The organism is Alteromonas sp. G4i35 (assembly GCF_054960375.1).
Window position 1 is genome coordinate 1 of the sequence record NZ_JBHNZD010000051.1, and the last position, 11,938, is coordinate 11,938.

Consider the following 11,938-nt stretch of genomic DNA (forward strand, 5'->3'; position numbering starts at 1 on the left):
GTTACTGGCCTATAAAGGTAGTAGAGACTTACTTCAGGAGGCTTGCTGTTTTGCTTTTCCCCCGAAGCGGATGCGCATTTTAGGGAAATGAGCGCTCACGTCAACACTTATTTTGAAAAAGTTGAAAAAACTGAACTAACCGTCTATTTTTCGCTCAAATGTGATAATTAGTAGACAATATGGACTAATTACTAATAGGATAGGAATTCAGATCCTATAAAGTAGTAGTTCTTAAAGTAGTATTTGATCCTGCCGTTATTATATTAATGCTTAATATTAGCGATAGATATTAAGGCTTGCGTAAAGGAATACGTATAAGAATGTATATAAGCGTAAATGACCTATGCTTTGTGTTCTTTATAAATGTATTAATACTGGTGGTGTCAGAAATTGACTACGCAATAATTATAAAGGTGGGTTTATGTTACGAACTCTTACACTGCTGTCTGCGGCAATACTAGCAACTCATGTTAGTCATACAGCAATGGCACAAGAAGTATCCTCAAATGATGCTGTTCAGCCATCCGCATCAGCGAATGTAGAAAGCGCTGACCAGTCAAATCATTTTCAAACCGCCTTCTTAAGACGTCAAGTAAACCAAACTATGTCGGTTGGCCGAGCAATCAGTTCAATCGCTGGTCATTATCCGCAAGAAATTGTGTCTATTGTGGATATTGCTTTAGATACCTATCCAGACAAATACAGAGAGATCATTTTTGCTGCTATCTCTGCTCAACCTGCGTCTACTGAAGAGATTGTACAGCTGGCTATTGAGAAAGAAGTAAGTAGCTGCCCTAACATTGTTCAGTTAGCGATAAAAGCAGAGCCGACTTATGTCGACTTTGTTGTGCAGGCTGCTGCGGTTTCAACACCTGAAGAGCTAGATGAGATTGTACGCGTTGCCGTGCTTACTCAACCTGACGCAGCAGACAGTATTGTTCAGACATTATCGCAAGAACATCCAAATAAGATTGTCGATATCATGACAAGCGCGTTGAATGCTGTTCCTTTTGTTGGTGAGTATGTAGTGGATGCGCTTCTGGCCGTGTTTCCTAACGAAGCAGAAACGGTAGTTGAAACGGCGGTGAGAGAATCTGCGCAGCAGCGTGAACAAGTAATGCGTATTTTAAATACTGCGCAACACGCGGGTGTATCTCAGGATAAGTTAAAAGAATACGCTATGTCTGCCGGACTAAGCGAAGACGACTTTAATAGTGCACTGGGCAATTAACCCCCTACTAATTGATTTTAAAAAAACGGCGTATTGATTTACTCAATACGCCGTTTTTGTTTATAGCTGTACTAGTATCTTCAACCCTTACCTGCTTTTTAACAACAAGCAGCAAGCGATAGCAATCAAGTCTACTTCACAATTAAATTTGATGTTTTCAAAAGAGCTCAGTTGTTAAGGGAATGCAACATGGCGGCTTCTTTATAAAGGGTTAGTTCTGCCTTTAGTAAATCCACTTTCGCTTTTATCTCTTTTATTTGGGCCTTAATTTCATTTTGTGCGCGGGCATTTAACACGAACATATCACTGTCACCTGCATCGAAACGTGTTTTTTCTACTTTAGAAAGGGTTTTCGCTAGCGCCGCATTTTCACTTTGAAGAGCAACAATGTCTTTCGCCTGCCCCCAATAAACTAGCGCTTGTTCAAAACGCTGAGTTATCGCTTGCTCAGTAGAGGTTAGCTTGTGCTCTAGCTCTCTTTGCTTTGACTGTAATTGGGCTTGTTCAGCTTTCGCCTTCCTGTTTCCTAAAGGGTAGGAAAACGACAGACCTACTTTTGTTTCGGTACCGTCTAAATTTGACGGACCAGAACCGATATCTCTTGCAACCGATGCTTTTAAATCTAACTTCGGCAATAACGCGTTACTAGCCAGCGCAGCCTTGTTATTTACCACCTGCTGTTCTAATTTCATCACATCAAGTTCAGGATGATTACGAAGGGCATTGCGAAGAGTCATAAGCTGACCGTTACCAACCCAGAAAGGCCAGTTGATATCTTTCGGCGGGTTCGCTTCATCTACTATCAACATATCTCCCTTAGGTGAACGCCAATAAAAAGAAAGCATTTGAGCATGTGCGTCTCGCTTTTGCTTAAGCTCGGCAAGCAAAAGGCGCTGTTGCAAAATGTTGGCTTTAAATTCTGTCAGCACAACATTGGCTAAATCTCCCTTCTCTACGCGGGTCACCAACGCTCTTTCACGTTCTGTTGCGGTGTTTAGCAACTCTGTAACGGCATTAACCTGCAATGCGCTTTCGTACCACGCAACATATTCATTAACCCCTTTGTAAACGAAGTCATTAATTAAACTTGTCGCTAATGCTTGCCATTGTGAAGTCGCTAGCCCTGCATTGGCTAACTCCGTTCTACGCTTATCCAGTTCTCTATTTTTAAGTAGAGAGATGGCAATGCCCACACTAGCCTCGCCGCCAGACAAGGTTTCGTAATCGGCTTCGTACACCGGGAAATCACCGTCTGATATACGGTACTCGGTATAAACTGAGCCATTAAAGTCTTCGAACGGATTAGAAAAGCGCTGCGTTAAATTAGTACCATCGTAATATCCGCTAACGCGGCTACTGGTTTTCTGCTCTATAAACGGATCAAAACTGCTTCTTGCAATTTCTAACTCGGCTGCAGCTTGATAGTTTCCTTCATTTATCGCCCTAACGTAGGGATGATAGTTCACCATACTCTGGATAAGTGCATCGATTGATGGTGCTTGCCTAGTATTTTTGTTTTGCGCTACTGCATCAGAAACATGAGTGCTAATAACCGCAACAGTTGCAAGCACTGCTAATGTAAACCTTCGAATTACCATATTGATGCCCCAGCCCCCTTGGCTCCACCGGTAGTAGGCTCTTGCGTTGGCAATGGCGGGAAGTTGTTCAACTGTCGCCACATCTCGTAACCTAGACGCACCTCTTCTAATAGCACCCACGCTTTAACCCGGCTACCCAAACGCGCAGAACTTTCAGCTGGCCAAGGAATATCAGACTCGTCAGGTCTAATCCACACGTTAAAATCGCCAGTAGCATTAGCAACAGGCTCTACATACACAACTTCACCACCAAAGGTACCTATTGCACTACCCGGCCATCCACTAAACTGAAAAACGGGCCAGCCATCAAATTGCAAACGCGCCTTTGCACCAGGCTTAACCAGCGGTGCGTCTAACCCTCTCACGGTAACGCGAACGCTGCGTTTTGCATCTGCTGGAATAAACTGCCCAAGAATATCGCCCGACTTTACGAACGTAGACACACCGCCTGATAGCAACCGAACAACCGTACCGTCAACGGGTGCATATTTAGTTTGCGTCGACTGACGAGATAAAATCATGCTTACTTCATTAATTTCCGAAACAGAGGCGGCAGCTTTTGCTCGCAGTTCCTGCACTTTTATCTCGGCCTGTTCTACTTCTTTGCGTGAAACCAGCCCTTGCTCTTGCAGAGACTGTTGACGCGCCAGGTTGTTCTCAGCATTTCTTACTGCTGTTTCATTAGCTTGATTCTTTAAGTTCGCTGCTGAAAGCTGAGATCGCAGCTTCTCAAGTCGCTGCGCATCAATATCGATTAACGTAACGATTGGCTCGCCGGCTTTTATTTGTTGGCCTTCCCTTACGTGCCACTGCTTTACTTGTCCATCAACTAACGCATTTATTGGTTGGGTTCTGTCTTTAGGATCGAGCGAGTCGACCATACCGGTGCCATAAGCCGTTTGGATCCATGGTGTGAAATACAAAATTAATCCAGCTGCCAACACCAAGAAGATGATAACTCCGGTAATTACACGATGAAGCTTTGGCACTTTCAATGAAGGCAATGAAGTGATGTTATCTAAAAAGCGACGTTCTGCGTGATTCACTTACTCACCCTCCTTATTGTTCTTTGAAGCCGTGCTGCTCTCACTTGCGTTAGCAGCACTAATCGGTGACTCACCATTTGAATACTCATTTAACATTGCCGTTGCGTTATCGTGCAGATGCAACACACCTTCGAAACAATCTGGCAGTGGCATATTGGTAAAATACATGACGGTAAAATCATATTTACTTAAGCGTCGCAGAAGTCGCGCCCTCAACTCTACCGGTATTGCGTCGAAGTGCTGATTCAAAATGAGCAGCTTAGGTTTACCAATAATTGCGGCGGCAAGTTTAAGCAACAAAAACTCCAATGGCTGCAGCGGTGCCCCTAATACGGATACTTTAGTCTGCAAACCCTCTGGTAAGCTATCTATCACTTTGGTCATTTCTACTTCCTCAAGCGCAGCGCGAATATCCGCGATGGTTGCCTGAGGATGTGCCAACTTTAAGTAGCGCTCTACAGAAACTTCGATAATTAAAGAACGATCTAGAATGGTAACGGCCTGCCGTAACTCATGGGTGTCGTAATCGTTTAGACTAAGTTCTCCTAACAAGATGTCGCCCGATTTAACGCGGTCATACTGCTTCAGCAATCCTAGCAGCTGCTTCTGCACCCAACTTTTATCAGTAGTAACAAAATACTTAGTGCCAGGTTCGAAGATAACATTGAGGTGGCACGCATCATTACCATGTTTAAGTTCAACATCGTTGAACATCAATTTAGAAGAAGCTGGTATATGTTCCGAGGTATTGAGCTCTTCCTGCGGCATGTCAAGAGCGCCACCCAGCTTCTCGGCAGCGCCATATAACTCATAGTAAAGTTTTAAATATTGGGTAAAGCGAGACAACCCAAAGAAAACAGCAGACATCACAAGCTCAGCAGCCACTAGCTGACCGATAGAAAGCTCGCCTTGTACAACCAGAACACCACCGATACCAAGTAGCGAAGCACTCGCCACGGCATACATCAATAGAAACATAACCACCTGCGAAAAGGTGTAGTGAAAGTGGCTTTTGTGCTTTTTCACATAGTTACTGATATAACCTTCGGTGCTGCGCCCTGCGTATTCAACATGATCAGCTGACTTAAAGAATTCGTGAGCAATTGCAATATCGTGTAGCCACTTTGCAGAATCGTATTTTGCGTTAGACAATTCAATAGCCGTGCGCTTAGCACCACGTCCCCAAATTTTCCAAACCGCATACATGGTAAGTAAAAGCACCACATTAAACGCGAAAAGCGCTGGGTGGTAGAATGATACTAGAGTGAAACCTACCAGCATCTGTAGTACAAGCGCGAAACCATCAATCATTAAAGACGGCATATTCTTTTGAAAAGTCATTATGTCGAAGTAACGCTGTGTAATGCTAACGTTTTGTCGACCTTCAAAAAAACTGTGGGGCGCAAGAATAGTTTTTAGCCCTAAGTCTGCGGTGAGGCGGGCGTACACTTTACGCTCGTAGAACTCCATCACTCGCATACGCAGCGCGCTAAATACGCCAGATATAAATAAAGTAAGAAATAGAATGACGGCCAATATGATAACTGCCCGAGTTGAACCGATATTGGCGATACTGTTAATCAGCGTTTGAACCGCTATAGGTACCGCAAGAGTCATTAAACTTATTGCTACGCCGTATGCGATAGCAACCCAAAAAAAGCCAGCCTCTGGTTTCAATAGCGAAAATAAGGTCTTTCGCGTTTTACGTAAATCAATTGGTTTAGCCATAGTTATGTCTTCAATATACCGCTAGCTTAAAAATCAGTGACGCGCTGCTTCTAATCGTACAAAAACAACGCTAGATAGTGTATTGCAATAGTCAGTTAGAATAAATCTGTTATATTCTTAATAGTTCATCGAAAAAAATGGGGTCAGAGTACATTTCTTGCCCCTAGTACCTTAATAATCGAGTAACTTGTTGAAGTATGCATCACCTAAACTACCATCATTTATATTATTTCTATCTTGTTGCCCGTGAGGGTAGCATTGCGAAAGCCGCTAAATTACTCCACGTTACCCCGCAAACCGTAAGCGGGCAACTAAGCACCTTCGAAAATCAGCTAGGTTATTCTCTCTTTGATAGAATAAATAAGCGCCTATACCTGAACGCGCGAGGTAAAGTAAGTTATCAGTATGCCAGCGAAATATTTCATAAAGGCAATCAACTAGCTGAAATACTTAACAATAGCGATGAAGTGAATACGAAAGAATTTGTGATAGGTATTACTAATGGTATTCCAAAAGTGCTTTTTTACGACTTTGTGCATGCCACCATGCGTAGGTTTTCACAGGTTAAATACGTGATAAAAGAGGATAGCTTCGACGGTTTGTTGAAAGAACTCGCCATTAACGCCATCGATTTCATTCTAGCAGACAGAGGCATAGCCCCTGGTACACAAATAAGCGCCAATAGTTTTTTCTTGGGCGAAAGTTCGTTGAGCTTCTTTGCTAAAGTACCGCTTACTGAAGAACAGACTTTTCCAGAGTGTTTAAATCAAATGCCGTTGCTAATTCAGGGTAATACTTCAGGAATACGGCAAGCACTTACAAGTTGGCTTGAGACAGAACAGCTGTACCCCAAAGTGGTAGCCGAATTTGACGATACTGCTTTGCTTAAACTTTTTGGCAGCGAAGACTTTGGTGTTTTCTGCGCACCATCGGCAATTTCAAAGCACGTAGAAGAGCAATATGACGTGCACTGTATTGGTAACGCAAGCACACTAAATGAGAGATACTATGCCATTACTGGCAAAAGCCGTGCTGACTACACTATTAGTGAAGCAATCGTAGAAGCCGCTCGCGGAATTCTAGCCTAGTGCACTTAATGGTGGGGTCAGAGTACATTTTCTGCCCCCACTTAATTTAAGCAGCAACACCACCGTCTATATCTTGAGCATAAAAACTCAGTGTTAGAATTTTTTCTAACACAAAACGTAGTGCGTCATTTATAGGCATAAGTCTTTCCCCCAATTCATAATCTAATTGAGCAAGTTTTTGTCTGCCTTCTGCGATCATTGGCGGCTTTGTCGATGTAACTCGAACCTCACTATTTGCGGCAATATCATCCACTAATCGCTTTTCAAAGATATCTAAATGCTGAGGCTGTATAGCAATCAGCGCGGCCGCATACTTCTCTGGTACAGCTTGCTTAATTGGTTTACACACCGAAAGTGTGGCTTCGCCAGATTTGGTTTTATAACCTGCTGCACCGAACATACGGCAAATGCCAGGTCGGTATTCGTAAATTCCGCAGTAGCCTTCTTTACCGTCCAAACTTAAGCGTTGATATTGTTTACAGGCGAAGCCGCTGTAGTTGTCTAGCTCGTCAAACGCCTGTTCAGCCCGTCCTGTATCAAACAGATGAAGTGCTAAAGGCAGCATCTCCAATGGCGACACTTCAATGTCGGGGTTATTGCAACATGCACCACATTTCTCAACACAGTTTAGAGACTGGCTAGATTGATATGCACTGAATTCTTGGGAAAGAGATTGGTAAACATCCATCACTTGGCTGGACAGCTCACGCAGCCTATTCATAACGACTCCGCTAATAAAAGCAAACTAAAACAAATACATGATCATGCTGGTGTAATGTAATGGGTAGCATGAACTCAACATTCTGATTATTGATTTTGGTAACCAAATTGACAGATCGTACTGGAGGAAGAAATGTACTCTGACCCCAATATTTTAAAGCATGCTTCTTCCCCGCCGGGTGTGCGTAAGCTTGAGGCTTAATGACAGGGGTTGAATTGGTGCGGATTCTATTTTGAATTTTGGGATTTGGGAAGTTTTTTGTGAATGATCTTTGATAATAAGCGCAATGCAGCGATGTGGACACAGTAGGTATAACAGATATGTATGGCTTGTAGTGAAAAAATTTTGGTCGATACCCGTTTTTAATATGGTGGATGAACACTTTCCTGCGTACGGGATAAAATTAATTAACGCATTAACATAATGGTTCTGTGGGTATTTAGGTGATAAATATACGTTGGCGCTAGCTCTGATAAACTAGCGCCATAAATTTTTTGAACTATCGCGTTATTAATTCCGAAGTATACGACAGCGAGATGTCAGGCGCATTTAAACTACCTAAATCTGTGTTTTCCCAAAATTCAGGATATTGTTCTTCTAGGTTTATTGTAAATGTAAAACTTAAACGAGGAAGAATGTTAAACACAAGATTATCGCTATCATCTGTGTAATCTACTTTGTTGGACTGCATTTCAAGTATTGTAACAACACCTTCTCGCTTTGAGCCCAGTAGTTTCCAAGTGTATTCTCTGTTGAAAGTAAACGCGCTATTTTCGCGTAACCCAATGATGTTGACCTCATTGCCGTCTGCGGTCCATTGGAAGTTATAAAGTTCACGATCTCCTACAAAGTAAGACTCTTCACTAGGTGAATAGACTCTTCCTGCTGTACCGTCAGATTCAAAGTAATAAGCAAATAAGTCGTCAGGTAACGGTACACCATCTACGAAAAGTGCTTCATTGTAAGAAGACATCCAAACATTAGGTAATGAGCTCTCTATGCTGAAGTCTTCGGCCAACTCATAGTCTATGGCGTGCATATCGCCAGTGTATTTAATCGCTACGCCATCATAATCGAACTCATAAAGCGCCAGCACGAAATTATTCTGCACTTTAAAAGGCGTAACTGTGAAAGACATATCTTCCAATTCAATGTCTATAACACCATCATTTAGCTGCCATGTTCCTTGCACACCAAAAACAAGAGACGTAAAGGTATTATCATCTTTAAATGTGAACTGGTCGTTTAAAATACCAGTTTCAGTACGCTCGTCTTCATTTAAGTACTCTTTATCAAACGTATAACTTCCCTGATAAGCAAACACCCAAGGCGATGCTAGCAAATCCTCTTCGGTTACGGTAAACGCAGATGCAGTAGTGTTGGTGTATTTAACATTCGTGGTAGTTTCGTACGTAGTAGTAAAAGTTGGTTTATCTTGTATGTTATCCATCGGTGTGATGGAAAGCTCAGTGGTAGTTGTTAACACAGCAAGTGCGTGACCGCCGGATTGTGTTAGCAATTCTATACGTTCGTTTATTGTCGTTCTTTCGGTTTCCCAATATATGATGTCATATTCACGGGCATAACTACCAATTTCATTGACTACGCCTTGCTCATACCGACTATAGATTTCTTCATCAAGAAATACCAAGTTTGCGTTTCGCGTGTAGTCAAGCTCGTCAATAACTAGATTTCCGTCTACAACACTCCAGTTAAATTCATCTGAATAAATATTAAATGCATTTTCCGCAGACGTTTTTGCGCCGCTACTGTCCGCGTTGAACGTATACGCTGTCATGCCCTTGCCAGCTTGCTGTTCTGAATGGTAGTAAGTCGCAAAAACCGCACCCGCAATGTCGGTATCTACGTAATTTTGCTGTAACAATTCATCTTCGAGAGTTTCTGCTCGGGCAGCATTAATTGCTTCTACATAAGCCTCGTCATAAGTTCCGTCTTCGTTTAACAGTCCCATGCTATCAACATACTTTCGGATGGTGCTTAGCGCATCGACTAGGCTTCCAGTAAAAAACGACAAGGTGCTCATACCTTCAGGAACCGAGAACTCGCTATTATCAGCAAGAACTTTTATGAAGCTGGCCAATCCTAAAACCTTTTCGAAGTCCACTTCACTTGCAAACGTATCGAAGCTTCCCTCGCCGCCGTTCTCTTTATACTCCGAATAGAGTACATCCATAGCCGTACTTAAATGAGTTATTTTGCCTGCAGGAAATAGATCGCTGTTAAGTTCATCGGTATTATTTTCGATGCTAAGGTTACGCATCGTAGTGAAGTCACCGACTCGCGATGATAGCGTTACATGGGCTTGTTCTTCCGTGCCCACTGCATTAAGAATTAAATCGCCGGGCGCAGCACTTACAGTAATAGGAAGCGTGAATCGACCATCCGCGCCGGCCTGCACGGACGCAATTACATTTCCACCTGCATCGAGCGCGCTCACCTCTGCATTCGATAAAGGCGCATCGGTTGCAATACTCGAAATAGAAATAGACTGTTGATTCGTGATTGTAATCGTTGAACTTACTGTGTTCTCACCGTCAGTTACATCGTATGAAAAACTGACTTCGCCCATCGCCAACGCTGTAGGTGTGTACACTATCTCATTATTGATGATAGCGGCTTCACCAACATCTGGCACTCCAACTGCCGATATAGTTAAAGCATCGCCGTCAGAATCGGTATCATTCGCAAGTACATCAATAGATACTGCGTCACCATTGAGTGTAACCGCGGAGTCTGCGACAAGCACTGGTAGTTGGTTGTTGTCGTCGGAACCGCCACAGGCAGCAAGAAGAGTTGAACTAACGGCAATAGCAATAATGCTTTTGTTCATTTTGAACGTCCTTGTATTTAGAGTAATTTACTATGAGACTTGGAATTTATATGGCTGAATATAACCTATTGTTAAGCAATAATTAAGATAACTACTAGAAAATTAAATGCTCTTTTTTTTGGCTGACGATTAAAGCCACGTCGAAATATTTTTATCTCGCCCATAACTCAGTATACTGGATGCATAAAATGTATTTGAAAACTAGGGAATTCAAATGAAGCCAGTCATTCTTGCAGGTGGTACCGGAAGCCGCTTATGGCCAAAGTCTCGCGCCGCTTTACCAAAACAGTTCCTGTCTCTTACTTCTGACAAAACGATGATTCAAGACACTGTACTGAGACTCAATGGCATAGAGTCTTTGCCACCTTCTATTATCTGTAACGAAGAGCATCGTTTTCTTGTTGCCGAGCAAATGCGACAAATAAGTGTCGATAACAGCGACATTCTTTTAGAGCCAGTTGGTCGCAATACCGCTCCTGCTATTGCACTTGCTGCATTTCAAGCTTGCGAAAACGGGGGTGATCCTGTTCTTTTGGTATTAGCCGCCGATCACTTAATAAAAGATAGCGATACGTTTCGTACCAAAATTAAAGAAGCCCAGGCTCTAGCTGAACAAGGTAAGTTAGTTACTTTCGGTATTGTCCCCACTCAGCCTCATACTGGTTACGGCTATATAAAAGCCGGAAACAAGCTGAATATTGGCTTCGATGTAAGTGAATTTGTTGAAAAGCCAGATATGCCTACCGCAACACAATACGTAAGTTCAGGTGAGTATTTTTGGAATAGCGGCATGTTTATGTTTAAAGCCAGTGCATTTTTAAAGGCGCTGGAAGTGCACGCACCTGACATATATTCGGTATGTAAAAAGGCGATTGAAAAAACCGAAAAAGATCTCGACTTTGTTCGTGTAGACAAAGACATTTTTGCTTCATGCCCAAGTGATTCTATCGATTATGCAGTGATGGAAAAAACTTCCGAAGCCGCGATGATAACACTAGATGCAGGTTGGTCTGATGTAGGCAGTTGGTCGTCTCTCTGGGAGACGGGAGAGAAGGACGCAAATGGCAATGTAACTACTGGCGACACTTTATTAGAAGGCACCACCAACAGCTATGTGAACGCCGAGCACAGCTTGGTTGCAGTTATTGGTCTGGAAGACGTGGTTGTAGTTGAAACCAAAGATGCTGTTATGGTGGCGAATAAGAAAAACGCAGAACACATCAAAACCGTTGTGAACCGTTTGAAAGCTGAAAAGCGCCCTGAATTTGAGTTTCACCGCGAAGTTTTCAGACCTTGGGGAAGTTACGATTCAATAGACAATGGTGGACGTTTTAAAGTTAAGCGTATTACCGTGAAGCCAGGTGAAAAACTATCAGTTCAAATGCATCACCATAGAGCTGAACACTGGGTTGTAGTATCAGGTACAGCTAATGTGACAATAGGCGATGAAACCCAAATGCTAACGGAAAATGAGTCTGTTTATATTCCTATTGGGGCGGTTCATGCTTTAGAAAATCCAGGAAAGATTCCACTAGAACTAATTGAAGTACAATCTGGAGCTTACCTAGGGGAAGACGATATCGTTCGTTTCTCAGATAGATATGGGCGTTCTGATAAATAAACGCAGTGTAAGGCAGTTTGTCTAACTAAAAAAGCCAGGTTATGAACCTGGCTT

General features: G+C 42.7%; 8 protein-coding genes. 3 read left to right on the forward strand and 5 right to left on the reverse strand.

The window, feature by feature from the left end; translation table 11 throughout:
* The first annotated feature begins 421 nt into the window (after nt 1-421).
* On the forward strand, nt 422-1,231 hold the full coding sequence (locus ACFI6L_RS19905) for a hypothetical protein (RefSeq protein WP_462574670.1): 810 nt from the start codon (nt 422-424) through the stop codon (nt 1,229-1,231).
* A gap of 167 nt (nt 1,232-1,398) precedes the next feature.
* Here the strand turns inward: ACFI6L_RS19905 and ACFI6L_RS19910 are convergent, their stop codons facing one another.
* Genes ACFI6L_RS19910 through ACFI6L_RS19920 form a run of 3 tightly spaced genes read right to left on the reverse strand, consistent with a single transcriptional unit; the run spans nt 1,399 to nt 5,603 of the window.
* Nucleotides 1,399-2,910: a TolC family protein gene (locus tag ACFI6L_RS19910; RefSeq protein WP_338852400.1), complete on the reverse strand. Its 1,512-nt coding sequence runs from the start codon at nt 2,908-2,910 to the stop codon at nt 1,399-1,401.
* Nucleotides 2,823-3,875, reverse strand: a complete 1,053-nt coding sequence (locus tag ACFI6L_RS19915; RefSeq protein ID WP_014977505.1) for an HlyD family secretion protein — start codon at nt 3,873-3,875, stop codon at nt 2,823-2,825. The genes ACFI6L_RS19910 and ACFI6L_RS19915 overlap by 88 nt, the downstream gene beginning before the upstream one ends.
* Nucleotides 3,876-5,603: an ABC transporter transmembrane domain-containing protein gene (locus ACFI6L_RS19920; protein ID WP_416022537.1), complete on the reverse strand. Its 1,728-nt coding sequence runs from the start codon at nt 5,601-5,603 to the stop codon at nt 3,876-3,878.
* 197 nt (nt 5,604-5,800) lie between these two features.
* On the opposite strand from ACFI6L_RS19920, the gene ACFI6L_RS19925 reads away from it, so the two are divergent.
* Nucleotides 5,801-6,691, forward strand: coding sequence for a LysR family transcriptional regulator (locus ACFI6L_RS19925; protein WP_462574671.1), 891 nt, complete (start codon nt 5,801-5,803; stop codon nt 6,689-6,691).
* A gap of 46 nt (nt 6,692-6,737) precedes the next feature.
* Here the strand turns inward: ACFI6L_RS19925 and ACFI6L_RS19930 are convergent, their stop codons facing one another.
* Together ACFI6L_RS19930 and ACFI6L_RS19935 are read right to left on the reverse strand one after the other, a co-directional pair.
* A complete protein-coding gene (locus tag ACFI6L_RS19930) occupies nt 6,738-7,412 on the reverse strand; it encodes a YkgJ family cysteine cluster protein (protein ID WP_283617582.1) in 675 nt (224 codons plus the stop codon).
* Between the two features lie 499 nt (nt 7,413-7,911).
* Nucleotides 7,912-10,263 carry an Ig-like domain-containing protein gene (locus ACFI6L_RS19935; protein ID WP_462574672.1) on the reverse strand — a complete coding sequence of 784 codons (2,352 nt, stop codon included), beginning with the start codon at nt 10,261-10,263 and terminating at the stop codon, nt 7,912-7,914.
* A 214-nt stretch (nt 10,264-10,477) separates the two neighbouring features.
* On the opposite strand from ACFI6L_RS19935, the gene ACFI6L_RS19940 reads away from it, so the two are divergent.
* Entirely contained in the window at nt 10,478-11,884 is a 1,407-nt protein-coding gene (locus ACFI6L_RS19940) for a mannose-1-phosphate guanylyltransferase/mannose-6-phosphate isomerase (protein ID WP_462574673.1), read from the forward strand.
* Nucleotides 11,885-11,938 lie beyond the last annotated feature (54 nt).

What these genes read in the sequence shown, in the direction of transcription:
- ACFI6L_RS19930 (WP_283617582.1), bottom strand. Translation starts at nt 7,412, where the DNA reads ATGAATAGGCTGCGTGAGCTGTCCAGCCAAGTGATGGATGTTTACCAA.
- ACFI6L_RS19935 (WP_462574672.1), bottom strand. Translation starts at nt 10,263, where the DNA reads ATGAACAAAAGCATTATTGCTATTGCCGTTAGTTCAACTCTTCTTGCT.
- ACFI6L_RS19925 (WP_462574671.1), top strand. Translation starts at nt 5,801, where the DNA reads ATGCATCACCTAAACTACCATCATTTATATTATTTCTATCTTGTTGCC.
- ACFI6L_RS19905 (WP_462574670.1), top strand. Translation starts at nt 422, where the DNA reads ATGTTACGAACTCTTACACTGCTGTCTGCGGCAATACTAGCAACTCAT.
- ACFI6L_RS19940 (WP_462574673.1), top strand. Translation starts at nt 10,478, where the DNA reads ATGAAGCCAGTCATTCTTGCAGGTGGTACCGGAAGCCGCTTATGGCCA.
- ACFI6L_RS19920 (WP_416022537.1), bottom strand. Translation starts at nt 5,603, where the DNA reads ATGGCTAAACCAATTGATTTACGTAAAACGCGAAAGACCTTATTTTCG.